Raw genomic sequence first — 14,041 nt, 5'->3', positions numbered from 1 at the left:
TGATCGCTGATATGCCGGATGATGACAAAGGCGGCATGCCTCCAGGTGGTGGCATGGGTGGCATGGGTGGCATGGGCGGCATGGGCGGCATGATGTAATTCATACCCTGCCGTTTTCATAAAGCTGAGTTGAGCAGCTTGCCTGCTCAAACGAAACTTATGCCCTTGTGATATAAAGTACTCAATACAAAAACAGAGCCTGCCCCTCAACCGGCAGGCTCTGTTTTAGGTTGACACAAGGTACAACAACAGGCAACGTTGAGATCAGATCTGTTTGTTTCCTTGTTTTAGGTTGACAACTACAAAAAAATTTACCATATAGGTTCTCTTTAATAAGGGCGATGTAGCTCAGCTGGTTAGAGCATGCGGCTCATATCCGCAGTGTCCGGGGTTCAAGTCCCTGCATCGCCACCATTTTGATATTCAGGCCGTAATCCTAAAGGGTTACGGCCTTTTTTGATTGTTCAACGTGCCGATTGATTGAGAAAAAGGGCATGAAAAAAGCGCACCTTTGGCGGAGCGCTTTTGTTTCGGATTATGAGAGATGTTGTATCGGGCAACCTCAGATAATGAGGTCGTCATCCAGGTCGTCCTCTAATTCTTCATCTTCGTCTTCGTCATCCTCCTCGTCATCCTCGTCATCATCACTTTCTTCCTCCTCCTCGTCGCTGTCAATAACTTCGTCGTCATCAATATCAGCGAGGTCGTCGTCAGCATCGGCGACTTTATTTTTCTTAGGAGTTCTGATCTTTGAGGGAGGCAGTACAAGTTCGATGATTTTTTTTACTTCCTGGCGAACCGCCGGGTCCATCATGCAGGCTTCGCATTCAAAAATGTGTTTTTCGAGGAAGGCAACCATCCTTGCCGGCGCCAATGCTTCATCCTGGACTTGCATATACCAAGTTTTTACAAGCTTGACTAAACGCTCGCATTCCATTTTTCGGGGCTCCTTGTAACCGTAACTATGAGAGGATATGGATAAATTGTTACTTTATATTTTACTTAATTATGAAAAATCAACAAAAATCTATTTTAACGGTTGTCACCCAAAGACAGAGGAACTATATATATTGTGACCTTCGGAAGTGGAAAGGGCTCTGGTGGCTCTCCCGGACTTCAAATCCGGTGCACTGGGTTAACAGCCTGGTGGGTGGGTTCGATTCCCATGCACTTCCGCCATTTTTCCTTATAAACACTGGCTTCTCGGCCAGGTCAAACATTCCCCAAGCATTCCCCGAAAATATGGTGCTGTTTTTAACAGAAAAACAGGAACATTGTCAATGCTTTATGGGTAATCGGCAAGCGGAGAGGTTGAATTGACCGTCGATAATTTATCGCCTGGGTGTCTCGAAGATTGTTATTTTGGTGAGTGAGTGAGATCGGGACCCCTGGCCGAGGCTCAGGCCGTTACAGTCTGGCTGTCACAGGTGTTTTTTAGTAGTAGTAAAATCATGATAGTAGTAGCAGTAAAGTACGTCTTGGTTCTCCCTGTATCACAGGGCAGTATTGACTTTTACAGTTATATTTGAATGTAGGTGTGGCAGGGTGAGTGTTGTTATGCTGGTGTCATTGTCGCTGTACTGGATGATGTTCTTCCTGTTCATAGATGTTCTTTTGGATACTTATTAAAACTATGGGGTAATTGATGTTTATCTCTATAGAAAAGGTGGTTAAAGGTGCTTAATTGATGGCATTTTCCGCCCGCCCGAAAAACGTGGCTTAAAACTACTCAAAAGACCATCAGCAGGTATAAGGGGATTTTGCAGGAGTTGGCCTACCTGAATATCGATACAAGTAAGCAGGTTCAAGGGCTGTCAGTGTCTCTCGCTACCAGTTCAGGGTTGATCTCAACACTACTCTATATACAATACTGCTATCCCCCGGTGTATCGTAAAACCATCGCCTGCGCTCTGCTTTTACTTATAGGGTAAATTATACAGGTGGGTGTCCGTTGTTACACGTGGCCCAAGGGATTACAGCGATTTACAGTGATTTTAGGTGTAACCTGCGAACTGTGCTGCAGCGCCTCTTTGAAATAAAAAAGGCAGAGCCAAAAGACCCTGCCTTCTTGAAATCTCCAGGTGGAGAGGGGTTATTTTTTCTTTCTTCTTAAACCAGCAAGGCCGACTAACCCAGTACCGAAGAGAAGCATGGTGGCTGGTTCTGGAACAGGGGCTGGATTTGATAAATTAATAGAATAATCTCTACCATCTTGACCATACATTCCAATCGTTACAGCACCAAAACCACCAGTGAAAGATGTTCTGAAATTATAATTTGAATTCAGGTTGATTCCAAAGTCAGGTATTCCTGTTATTGACCAGTTTCCGTATTGACTCCAACCTAAAGGTTTACTTGTATATGTCAGCCCTTCAAGCCCGTCAACCCCAAACCCCATTATTCTTTCATGAACAAAAGGGATTTGTGTGCTTGCGTTGTAAAGGTTGAATTCTCCGGTTCCAGCACTTGTATTGATGATAACGTCAAGATTGGCATAACCAAGAATTAAGTCATCAAAGTATATCATGCTTCCCACAACAGAGTCAGGAATGTAATCCCCTGAGATTGGATCAATTGTTAATGCGCTCGCTTTTGATGGTAGCATTGTTGCCCCTAACATCATTCCACCAACGATCATTGAAATTATTTTTCCCCTCATAATGCTCCCCGTGGTCATAATTTTTATGGTGCTTATCAAAACAGGAATAAACCTGATTTCCTATCGCTCCCCTGAGTCTATAACAACTCGTGTATTAAAAAGCAAGATACATGCCATTATCAGGAAAATCCCTCAAAACCCTGCTATCCCCCACCAACACTGACTTCTTCGGGGGAAGGTGATTTATTTAAGTCCTGGAAGCACCAAGTATTTGTTCGGAATGTCGGAGCAAGTTCCGTGGAAGCGGAATTATGCCCATCAGAAAGGCTTATAAATAGTTGTTGGTTATGAAAAAAATCACCTCCCGAGTGTGTAATTGGGTCATAAAGGCTCAGGCCCACTGTATCAGATATACCTTTTTATTATAGGCCGGTCTCAACACAAGCATTCATCCCGCACCTGATGCCCAGTTTTTACTTAGGCTTCGAGCTATGCGTACCAAGCTATCCGGCCTTACGGTGCTTGTTGTAGGAGCACCTTCAGCCCTTACCCCTTACCATCCATAACAGCTCTCTCTCGCCCGTTCTGCGGACGTTTAGGGGCATTTTATTCACCAAAACCAAGGAGTAAATTATGTGCGATGATCTGGAACTGGATTGGCAGGATCTGGCCATAGCCGGAGCCCTGGCCGAAGAGCTGGCTGATGAAGAAGTAGAGCGGATGCGCCTGGAACAATTGTTTCCCGAGGATGAGGGGCTGGATTAGCCCCTTATTGCATGAAGGTCTCCCGTATTAAAAAAGGAGGCATCCATGAAAGGCTCAATTCACTACCGAAAAGACCGTGGATACTGGTTTATATCCTGGTGGGACAGCCATAGCGGGAAGGCCATCAAGATTTATTATTACAAAGGTGAGCGCATGTACTCCGAGAAGACGGCGGAGAAGTTGCTTACCATCCTGACGGCAGAGCAGGAGATGGGTACGCTATGCCTGGAAAGATACATCAATCCAATGTGGGCCGATACAGTCAGCTATTTATGGGAGTGGCTGGAAATCATCCAGGGCACAGTGTCTTTCGCCACTTACAAGGATTACAAAAACAGCATTAAGAACCATCTGGTGCCGTTTTTTACCAAGTACACCTATCAGCTTCATGAGATACAATACGATATTTTGTTAAGGCTTATGGGCACCATTCACCGCACTGGGAAAGGGAAATACAACGTTATGTACTGCCTTCACGCCTGCCTGAAGTCTGCGAGACGGTCAAAGCGCATCCAGGAGATGCCCGAGTTCCCCGAAAAGCGGAAATATATGATACAGGAGCCTGTTATCAGCTGGCTACCGTCAGAGCGTCAGGAGAAGGTTTTAAGGGCTATACCTGAAGAGCATCAGCCGATATTCTGGTGGCTGAAATATCACATCAGGAGACCAGCCGAAGCGATGGCACTACACCGCGAGGACTATGACAGCCTCCTGGACGCCTTTATCATCAAACGGAGTATCTCTTACCGGCAATACGTGGATAATACCAAGACCCATCGGGCACACATTATCCCCTGTCATCCTGACTTTCACAGCATCATGGAAGCGATGCCACTGTCCATTAGCAGATACTTCTTTACCAGCCCCACATCTCGCACAGAGGGCTATCGTTATACCAGGAGGATATTGGCCAGGCTCTGGAAACAGGCCTGTAAAGAGACTGGCGAGGTTATTCTGATGTACGCAGGGCTGAAGCACTCCACGTGTAGTCAGTATGTCAATGAGGTGGGGATGTCGCTGAGTGATTTGCAGGTGATAACCGACCATGCCAGGATGGACAGTGTGAAGAAGTATGCGCACGTGGGATTGGCCAGGAAACGGGAGCTGATGATGGGGAAGATAATAACGTTCCCCAAACGCCCCCCGAGAACATCAGAGGAGGGATAAAAGAATGCTACTTTAACAGGATAGAAAACGGTGGGTTTTTTCGATTCCCATGCACTTCCGCCATTTTTTTATGCCTTGAGCAACGGGTAACCCATTTTTTCCCTTTGTTCCGTATACCTTACCGCAACCTGTCTGGCGATATTTCTGATTCTGCCGATATACCGAGTTCGTTCCGCAACACTGATGGCCTTGCGGGCATCAAGCAAATTAAAGGTGTGTGAACATTTCAGGCAATAATCATATGCCGGCAGGATGAGGTCGAGTTCCACCAGCTTCAATGCCTCGGATTCATAGGTATTGAAAAAACCGACAAGTGCTTCAACGTTTGCGTGTTCAAAGTTAAAGGTGGAGAATTCCACTTCGGCTTGTTGAAAAATTTGCCCGTAGGTGATGTTCTTGTTCCATCTGATGTCGTAGACGCTTTCCACTTCCTGGAGGTACATGGCGATTCTTTCAAGGCCGTAAGTAATTTCAACGGTTATCGGTGAAAGTTCAAGGCTTCCTGCCTGTTGAAAATACGTAAACTGGGTGATTTCCATGCCGTCGAGCCAAACCTCCCAGCCAAGACCGGATGCACCAAGAGTTGGAGACTCCCAGTCATCTTCTACAAAGCGGATGTCATGCTCAAGAAGGTCAAGCTTGAAACGCTTGAGGCTTTCAAGGTAAAGTTCCTGGACATCATCCGGGGAAGGTTTGATCATCACCTGATATTGATAATAATGCTGCAGGCGATTGGGGTTTTCGCCGTATCTGCCGTCTGTTGGTCTTCTCGAGGGTTGGACATATGCCGCACTCCATGGTTCAGGCCCAAGGGCGTGCAGGAGTGTTGCGGGATGAAAGGTTCCGGCACCCACTTCCATATCATAGGGCTGGTGCAGAGCGCAGCCATTTTCAGCCCAGAAACGGTTCAGTTCAAGGATTATATCTTGAAAATACATTGTGTCGAAATGTCCTGTTTTGCGAATAAGGGAAGCAGAAAAAAAATCTATTTTGTAAAAGATTACCCATTTAACATATTTATGGTTGAAAACCAACAAAACTTAGTCTTGCCGACTGGTTTTTTCTTTCTTAAAAAAAGGGAAAGCCATGAAAAGAAAGCTGTACCGATATGCTTTTATAAAAAAGTGGAACATGCAAAGCGAAGAACATGCCCTTTGGAAAGGGCGCGGTTTATTGCTACAGGAGTAACGCGCGAAACAAGAAAAGATTTTTTTAACTGCTGGCTCCGGACCCTCGGGGGCAGAGCTTAAAGAGCTTCAAATAATAATCCAGGAACATTCCTTGATTCGTTAAGGGCTTTATGTCATATTCATTGAGAACGCTGATCTGGGATTCCATATCGACTAAACACCCAAAATTAATAACTCGCTGATAATATAAAAAATTTTAAGGAGTTCTGAAATGTTAAGAAATGCCCTGCTGATTGTTTCTGTCCTGTTTTGTGCTGCCACCGCATCTGCAGGTGAGTTTGATTTAAGCCTTAACGATTATAGTGTTCAGGCAGAAGTGCGTCAGGCGGTGAGCGAAGATGAATACGGATCTTCCGAAGTAAGTGGCCGGGTGCTTTATAACTCACGGGATGATACCCGTCTCGCCTCTGTTGGGCTTGATGTCTTTGGTAAAATTGGAGAAATTGAAGGATTTGTGATTGGCGTCGGAGGCAAGGTTTACGGCGCTAACGCAAATGATTCAGACGTGTTGTCCTTTGCTTTGGGAACACTTTTACGTTTCGCGCCACGGGCTTTTCAGGGTTTCGGGGTCAGAGCCGGTATTTATTATTCCCCCAATGTGTTGTCCGGACTTGATGCGGAACGCCTGGTGGAGACATGGGTTGCTGTTGACTATGAGATTATACCAAGGGCAAAAGTGTTTTTAAGTTACAATAAAATTCGCGTCAATATTGAAAACAAAGGAAACTGGAATGCCGATGAATCGATTCGCGGCGGGGTTGCGCTCGGCTTTTAGTGTGCGCTCCTCTTTTTTTTCTGGTGAACATGGAAGATTAATAGCCTGTCGGTTCGGCATTGAGTATGCCAGCAGAAATTATTTTCAATTCGGGAGATATTCCCCATTATACCTTTCCGCCGTTTTCCCAGCCCGGGCTCTTTCACGGAGTTTTTACCAGACACGGCGGGGTAAGCTGTGGACCCTGGTCAACGCTTAATGTCAGTTATGATGTGGGTGATATTACCGAAAAGGTTGATTCAAACCGCAAGAAAATTAAAGATTTTTTTGACGTTTCTCGCTTAGTTTCATTGCGCCAGGTTCATGGCGATCAGGTGTTTGTTTTCAAAAAGGAAATCTCCGCAGATCTTGTTTTTGACGGGTATGATGCCATAATTACAAATGTTTCTGACGTTGCCTTGATGATTCAACAGGCGGATTGTCAGGCGGTGTTTCTTTATGATCCCAGGCAAACCGTTATTGGGTTGATCCATTCGGGTTGGCGCGGCAGTGTCTTGGACATCATAGGAAAAACGATTCGCAGAATGACGGAGGAATTTTCCGTTACGCCATCCGATGTAATAGCCGGGATAAGCCCGTCTCTTGGCCCCTGCTGTGCTGATTTTATCAATCATCAAAAAGAGCTGCCCGGAGAATTCCAGGAATTTCATGTGGGCAGCAACAAGTTTGATTTTTGGGCTGCCAGCAAGGATCAATTGCAAAGTGCCGGTATCAGGCCCGCAAATATTCATATTGCAGGCCTGTGCACCGTCTGCTCCTCAAATTTTTTTTCCTATCGCCGTCAAGCAAAAACCGGACGCTTTGCGTCAATTATTGGAATGAAGCCATGAATGCCAGATTTGCGGTTATGGAAATCCTTATTGAGTGGGAAAAGACGTTGTTACCCATAGACCGCCTGAAAGACCAATGGTTACAACAAAATCCACAGATTGATTCCAGAGACAAGAATCTGATCATGGCGATTCTGTATGGTGTGATCCGGTGGCGCCTTTATCTGGACCAAGTTTTGAGCAAATTTTCAAAATACCCACTGAACAAGATGAAGCCTCGAACTCTTCAGGCTTTGCGAGTTGGGCTGTATCAGTTGATTTTTATGGACCGGATTCCTGCGGCTGCAGCAATGAATGAAACCATCAAGGCGCTCAAGTCTGCGGGACAGCCGAAATGGCTGACGGGCTTTGTAAATGGCCTGCTGCGGAATATTTCACGAAACAGGGAAGGGATTCCAAGTCCCACCGAAGCCACAGATATAATGCCGGACCATGTGCGAATCAGTCACCCGGAATGGCTCTTCAAACGTTGGCTGAAGCGTTACGGGCTGGCTAAGACCATGGAGATCTGCGAAACCAATAATCTGCTTCCGGATCTGTGTCTGCGAATAAACACCGACCAGATGCAGGTTGATCAATATCTTGCACAGCTGAACACACTGGGAATATACGCTGAGCGCGGGCGCTATGCACCCCATGCAGTTATTGTTCAGGATTACAAAGGAACAATTACCGGTTTGCCGGGCTTTAAGGACGGGCATTTTCAAGTTCAGGATGAAGCGGCTCAGTTGGTCGTCTCGCTTTTAGGCCCCGTTGAAAAAGGCAAATATCTGGACGGCTGTGCAGGCCTGGGAGGAAAGACTTTGCAGCTGGCGCAAATCCTTCCACCCGGGAGTGAACTGATACTGATTGAGCCCAGCGAAACCAGGGCGCAATTGCTCTTGGAGAACCTGCACAGGTTTGATCTCATGGCCGGTGTGCGAGTTTTGCCGATGGATATTCAGGATGCTTTGCCTCAATATAAGGAAAGTTTTCGAGGGGTTCTTGTTGATGCGCCGTGCTCCGGGCTTGGGGTTATAAGGCGGCACCCGGATATCAGATGGAACCGGAAGGAAGATGGCTTGGCGCGCTTTCAGGAAAAGCAGAAAGAAATTTTAGCTGCGGCCGCGGCAATGACAATTCCTGGTGGTGTTGTGGTGTATGCGGTATGCAGCGGTGAGCCGGAAGAAGGCGAAGAGGTGGTTAATGATTTTCTTGCCAACCATCAGGCGTTTTCGTTATCTGATTGTAAAAAAGTGCTGCCGGATTCCGCCCGGAATCTGACTGATCTCCGGGGTTGCCTGACAACCTTTCCGGACCCTAAAGAACTTGACGGTTTTTATGCCGCAAGGTTGTTAAAAAAGAGTTGATGATTATAAACACTTAATGGAACCGAAATATATTCGTATCCGCGGGGCGCGGATGCACAATCTGAAAAACATTGATGTTGACCTGCCGAGAAACAAGCTGGTGGTTTTCACCGGATTGAGCGGCTCGGGAAAGTCAACCCTTGCCTTTGACACCCTGTATGCCGAGGGGCAGAGACGCTATGTTGAGTCCCTTTCGACCTATGCCAGACAATTTCTCGGGCAAATGGAAAAGCCGGACGTGGATTCCCTGGAAGGCCTGTCACCGGCGGTTTCCATAGAACAGCGAACTACCGGCAGAAATCCCCGATCCACAGTCGGGACAATCACCGAGATTTATGATCATTTGCGGTTGCTTTTTGCCCGCGTCGGTCACCCGTTCTGTCCTGAATGCGGCCAGGAGATCAGGCCGCAAAGCATTCAGGACATGGTGTCAGGGCTTTTGGGGCTTGACGAGGGAACAAAAATTCTGCTGTTGTCACCTCTTGTTGAGGGAAAAAAGGGTGAGCACAGAGAGCTGCTCAATGGATTGCGCCGGGATGGGTATGTGCGAGTCCGGGTTGATGGTGAAACCCGGAACCTGGATGAAGAGATTACCCTGGAAAAGAATAAACGCCATTCCATCGAAGTTGTGGTCGACCGACTGGTGATCAAACCAGGTGTGACCAGAAGGCTTGCCGATTCCGTATCAACAGCGGTGAGATTGTCCGAAGGCTTTCTTCTTGTTGTTTTTCCTCAGAACGGCAAAGAGACATTATTCAGCGAGCGGTCCGCCTGTGTTCAATGCGGCAGAAGTCTGCCCGATCTTACCCCGCAGCTTTTTTCATTTAATAGCCCCAAGGGGGCGTGCGAGGAATGTGGCGGCCTCGGCGTCAAACAGTTTTTTAATCCTCATCTCGTGGTGCCGGACCCTGAACTCAGCATTACGCAAGGGGCGATTGCTCCTTGGCGTTACCGTTCATCAAGTAATTATTCAAGCCAATTGCTCGCAGCTCTTGCTAAGCATTACGGGTTTGATATCCAGCGCCCGTTCAGAGATATTCCTCAGGAGGCCCAGGATGCAATTCTTTATGGTACCGGAAAAGAAGAAGTACATTTTTTATATCAGAGCCATAAGCGGCGGCTGACCTATCAAGCACCGTTTGAGGGAATTCTGCCGCAATTGAATCGGCGCTTTCATGAAACCAAGTCTCCGGCAATCAGGGATGAATTAAGTTTTTATATGAGTGAACAGGAATGCCCTGCATGTAAAGGAGCAAGACTTAAACCTGAAGCTCTTGCTGTAAAGGTAGGGGGAAAAAATATAAACGATCTGACCCACCTCAGTATTTCAAGTCTGGGTCAGGAATTGAAGGCGGTACATTTTGAGGTTCAGGAAGCAATTATTGCCGAGAGGATTCTTAAAGAGATATCTGACCGGCTTTGTTTTCTTATTGATGTCGGCCTTGGCTACCTTTCCATTGATCGCCGGGCATCGACGCTTTCCGGGGGGGAGGCACAGAGAATCAGGCTTGCTTCGCAAATCGGTTCTAGGCTTGCCGGAGTGCTCTATATACTTGACGAACCGAGTATTGGCCTGCATCAGCGGGACAACGATCGACTGATTCGGACATTAACCAACCTTCGAGATCTCGGTAATACGGTGATTGTCGTGGAGCATGACGTAGAGACCATTCTGGCCGCGGATTATGTCGTTGATATCGGCCCTGGAGCAGGGGTTCATGGTGGGAACATCGTCTACGCAGGTTCGGTGAAAAAGCTTTTGAAAAATAAAGAATCCATAACCGGAGGATATTTATCCGGGCGATTATCCATAAACATCCCGGAGCATCGCCGGCAGATCAGAAAGAAAAAAGCCTGGATTACAATTCATCAGGCCCGAATCAATAATCTGAAAGATATCACAGTAAAATTCCCTCTTGGCGTGATGACCTGTGTAACAGGAGTTTCCGGATCGGGAAAAAGTTCACTGGTCATTGAGACTTTATTCAAGGGCGCAAAAAACGCGATAATGAAAATCCGTGAACCTGCCGGAGATTGTCAAGGATTTGATGGCCTTGAAGAAATAGATAAGGTGATTGATATTAATCAGAGCCCCATCGGCAGGACGCCACGGTCAAACCCAGCAACCTATACCGGCATCTTAACGCCGGTAAGGGAGTTGTTTTCAAGGCTTCCGGAAGCCCGGGCCAGGGGATATAAGCCCGGAAGATTCAGTTTTAATTTGAAGGGCGGCCGTTGCGAGGCATGCGAGGGCGAAGGGGTTATAAAAATTGCCATGCATTTTTTGCCGGATATTTATATTACCTGCGAAACCTGCATGGGAAAAAGATATAACCATGAGACCCTGGAGATAAAGTATCGCGGCAAGAATATTTCCGAAGTGCTGGCAATGACAGTGGAAGAGGCGTTGGGATTTTTCAAGAATGTGCCACCGGTCAACAACCGCTTGCAAACAATATTTGATGTGGGTTTATCGTATGTGTCCCTGGGACAGTCTTCAGTGACTTTGTCGGGGGGGGAAGCGCAGAGAATTAAACTTGCAAAAGAACTGGGAAAAAGAAGCACCGGCAGAACCCTTTACATACTTGATGAGCCCACAACCGGGCTTCATCCCCATGACATAAAACATCTGCTCAGGGTTCTGGGGCAACTTGTTGACGGCGGCAACACTGTAATAATCATTGAACATAATCTTGATGTAATTAAAACCGCGGATTATATAATTGACCTCGGCCCGGAAGGCGGCGATGAAGGCGGTGCCATTGTTGCTACAGGAACACCGGAAGTTGTTGCCGCCCAAGAGTCATCATATACGGGAAAATATTTGAAAAGAGTATTACAGTAAATGAAGCATATAGGTTTGGTTGTTAGACGGAAAAAAAGATGGAGTACGGCCCTGGGTGGGTCCTGATAAGGTTTGCCAATGAGCAGATAGCAGAGACTTCGTTCAGTCTAAATAACCTTAGAACTTACACGAAAACAATTTATACAAAAGGAAGGAATTATGTCCGATCAAAACTCAACAAAGCCACAGATGGAAAACGCCCCGATATTCCGGCTACAAAAGATGTACCTGAAAGATTTATCCTTTGAAAGCCCGCACTCGCCACAGGTATTCATGGGGCAGCAGGTTAATCCGAAGGTTGATATCAATTTGGCCCTCAACAAGAAAAAGCTTGATGATGACCATCATGAAGTCGCGATTTCAATAACCGCAAATGTAAACGATGCCTCCGGAAAAACACTTTTTGTTGTAGAGGTGGAACATGCAGGTGTCTTCATGTTGAAAAATATCCCGGATGAACATATTCACACAGTGCTGATGGTTGAATGCCCGGCGTTATTATTTCCTTTTACTCGGCAAATTGTCAGTCAATTGTCAGTGGATGGCGGATTTACACCTTTTCTGATGGAACCTGTGAACTTTTTTGCGCTTTACGAAAACGCCAAAAGGCAAGGGAAAGACGAACAACAAAAGCAATAAACCGCGGAGAATTTTTCTTTAAAAAAAAGGCCGGTCACCTGCTGTGGCGACCGGCCTTTTAGATTGGTAAAATTGTACTGCTTAGCTAGAGATACAGCTCATTTTTTTTCCAGAAATCGTCAATGAGAGATTTTGCCGCTTGGTTGATTGCGTCATGAAACATCTTGTCAACCCTGTTTTCGGCAAATATGCTTTTTGGTTCAACCTTCACTTCCGATCTATTTGTCCAGATCACATCGCCAGTGGAAGCGTCCTGAATCCAGAGCCTGATATGGACTTCGGCGTTCCCGACAATCGCGGGAGATGTTTCACCCATCGCAACAGTATCCATGAGATCGTAAAAATCAGGCTGACCTATACCGAATATGATCCGGTTGCCACCGTCATGAAAAAAAGGCAGAATTCCACGGCGCCACGGCTTCCAGTTGTTTTCGCCGTGAAGATCATATTTTATGATCCTTCCGCGGAGGACAAGGTCGGCTTCAAAATCTTTTCCCATTGTTGTTATGACTTTTTTGTTAAGACCGTGTATGCCCGGGGCTCCTGCTCCTGATGCTGCAGCTTGCTGTTCATCGACAATCAACGACTTAATCTCGTTTTTCATCGAGCTCGACCAGGAGCCATTAAGCTCTTTTTCAAGATTTTTTGTTGTTGCTTCAGATTGATAAGGAATGCCTTTGATAATGTTATTTTTTATAAGGTAATCAAGAGTGTCTTCCTGGATAGGAACCCGGAATCCCTTTGCAACAAGCTGATCGGTCAAGGCCTCCATGATTGCCATGTTTCTGTTATAGGTGGTTTCTATATCGTCAGCATAAGAATAATCAGCAAAAGGCAGAATAATGATTCTTTTGTTAAAATCGCATGATGCTGAAGTGGCTGATGGCGGTATTGTCAGGTTGTCCTTCACGACATGGCCGCAACCGGAAACGATAAGGGCCAACATCCCTATGAGGAATATTCTGATGGCTGACATAACGGGGCTCCTTCGCTTTATTGATTTTTAAGCATTTATTATAAATTGAATTGCGAGTTATTATAATAATATTTTTGGTTGTAAGAGTATTATGAGCTCTTTTTTAATCTTTGACTTATTTGTACTCTTAAACAAAGTCTTTATAAGAGGTATATCCCCTAAAATCGGCACCTTTGTGTCATTATCATCATTGGTAGAGTCAATTAATCCACCGACAACAAGAATTTTCCCACTCTCAACTTTAACAATAGTATTCATTTCTCTTAAATTAACAACGGGAAGGCCGACCTGATTGTTGCCACCAAAAAACTTATATTCGATAGGTTTTTCAAGCTTTGAGGTGACTGGAGTCAGGCTCAGGATGATATTGTTGTCATCGACGATTGTGGCGACAACGGACAATCCGAGGCCGGACATAACGCTATCCGTCTGCACGGTATAGGTTACAACGCCGTCATCAACGGTTGAAGTAACCGAATCGATATAGGTTACATTTTCTCCGACACTGATCAGTGCCGGTTGACCGTTGAGTACACTGATTTTTGGATTTGCAAGGACTTTGGTCTCTCCCTGTTTACTCAGGGCGTTTAAAAACAGACTGAATCCTGAGTGGCTCATGGTCAATAATCTGCTGTCGCCAAGAGGATTGCCAATATTCAGTTGCCCGAAAGTCATGTTGAAGTCAAAAGTTTCTTCACCACCCAGTAAGGACTCCCAGTCTATACCGGTTTTTGTCTCGTCAGTGAGGGTTATTTCAAGGATTTTTGCTTCAATGGCTATCTGCTTGTAAAGTTCTTTTTTAAGATTGTCCAGATAAGATGTAATTTTAATCAATAACGATCGAGGTGCGGTTACGGTGATTAAACCTATGGGGCGGTCAATGGTATAATATCCCTGCGCTACTCGT

At 46.0% G+C, this 14,041-nt stretch carries 11 protein-coding genes and 2 tRNA genes; 8 read left to right on the top strand and 5 right to left on the bottom strand.

The genetic code is table 11. From position 1 onward, the window contains the following. The first annotated feature begins 336 nt into the window (after positions 1-336). Positions 337-413: transfer RNA gene (locus tag KKE17_14465), tRNA-Met, on the top strand. 148 nt (positions 414-561) lie between these two features. On the opposite strand, the gene KKE17_14460 is transcribed toward KKE17_14465, so the two are convergent. Then, the gene (locus KKE17_14460) at positions 562-936 is read right to left on the bottom strand and encodes a hypothetical protein (protein MBU1711203.1); all 375 of its coding nucleotides are present in this window, start codon (positions 934-936) and stop codon (positions 562-564) included. A gap of 144 nt (positions 937-1,080) precedes the next feature. Here KKE17_14460 and KKE17_14455 point away from each other — a divergent pair. Next, positions 1,081-1,178 (top strand) — tRNA-Sec (locus KKE17_14455). Between the two features lie 913 nt (positions 1,179-2,091). On the opposite strand, the gene KKE17_14450 is transcribed toward KKE17_14455, so the two are convergent. Next, positions 2,092-2,658 carry a PEP-CTERM sorting domain-containing protein gene (locus KKE17_14450; protein ID MBU1711202.1) on the bottom strand — a complete coding sequence of 189 codons (567 nt, stop codon included), beginning with the start codon at positions 2,656-2,658 and terminating at the stop codon, positions 2,092-2,094. A 750-nt stretch (positions 2,659-3,408) separates the two neighbouring features. Here KKE17_14450 and KKE17_14445 point away from each other — a divergent pair. After that, positions 3,409-4,530, top strand: coding sequence for a site-specific integrase (locus KKE17_14445; protein ID MBU1711201.1), 1,122 nt, complete (start codon positions 3,409-3,411; stop codon positions 4,528-4,530). Positions 4,531-4,598: 68 nt separating this feature from the next. Here KKE17_14445 and glyQ read toward each other — a convergent pair whose 3' ends face one another. Further along, a complete protein-coding gene (gene glyQ, locus KKE17_14440) occupies positions 4,599-5,468 on the bottom strand; it encodes a glycine--tRNA ligase subunit alpha (GenBank protein ID MBU1711200.1) in 870 nt (289 codons plus the stop codon). 463 nt (positions 5,469-5,931) lie between these two features. Between glyQ and KKE17_14435 the strand changes: the two genes are divergently transcribed. The 5 genes from KKE17_14435 to secB all read left to right on the top strand — a co-directional run bounded on the left by KKE17_14435 (position 5,932) and on the right by secB (position 12,158). Continuing rightward, the gene (locus tag KKE17_14435; GenBank protein ID MBU1711199.1) at positions 5,932-6,495 is read left to right on the top strand and encodes a YfaZ family protein; all 564 of its coding nucleotides are present in this window, start codon (positions 5,932-5,934) and stop codon (positions 6,493-6,495) included. A 65-nt stretch (positions 6,496-6,560) separates the two neighbouring features. Continuing rightward, the gene (gene pgeF / locus KKE17_14430) at positions 6,561-7,325 is read left to right on the top strand and encodes a peptidoglycan editing factor PgeF (GenBank protein ID MBU1711198.1); all 765 of its coding nucleotides are present in this window, start codon (positions 6,561-6,563) and stop codon (positions 7,323-7,325) included. Then, positions 7,322-8,674 carry a 16S rRNA (cytosine(967)-C(5))-methyltransferase RsmB gene (gene rsmB / locus KKE17_14425; GenBank protein ID MBU1711197.1) on the top strand — a complete coding sequence of 451 codons (1,353 nt, stop codon included), beginning with the start codon at positions 7,322-7,324 and terminating at the stop codon, positions 8,672-8,674. The genes pgeF and rsmB overlap by 4 nt, the downstream gene beginning before the upstream one ends. A 16-nt stretch (positions 8,675-8,690) precedes the next feature. Continuing rightward, a complete protein-coding gene (uvrA, locus tag KKE17_14420; protein ID MBU1711196.1) occupies positions 8,691-11,519 on the top strand; it encodes an excinuclease ABC subunit UvrA in 2,829 nt (942 codons plus the stop codon). A 159-nt stretch (positions 11,520-11,678) separates the two neighbouring features. Further along, entirely contained in the window at positions 11,679-12,158 is a 480-nt protein-coding gene (secB, locus tag KKE17_14415; protein MBU1711195.1) for a protein-export chaperone SecB, read from the top strand. An 85-nt stretch (positions 12,159-12,243) separates the two neighbouring features. On the opposite strand, the gene KKE17_14410 is transcribed toward secB, so the two are convergent. Together KKE17_14410 and mshL are read right to left on the bottom strand one after the other, a co-directional pair. Continuing rightward, positions 12,244-13,134 (bottom strand): hypothetical protein, encoded by an 891-nt coding sequence (locus KKE17_14410; protein MBU1711194.1) that lies wholly within the window; start codon positions 13,132-13,134, stop codon positions 12,244-12,246. Positions 13,135-13,194: 60 nt separating this feature from the next. Further along, positions 13,195-14,041, bottom strand: an 847-nt coding sequence (gene mshL / locus KKE17_14405) for a pilus (MSHA type) biogenesis protein MshL (GenBank protein ID MBU1711193.1), incomplete at its 5' end; no start/stop codon positions are given.

Source organism: Pseudomonadota bacterium (assembly GCA_018823135.1).
Taxonomy (GTDB): domain Bacteria; phylum Desulfobacterota; class Desulfobulbia; order Desulfobulbales; family CALZHT01; genus JAHJJF01.
Note: the sequence above shows the minus strand (reverse complement) of the source record. Positions and strands in the feature narration are given on the sequence as shown.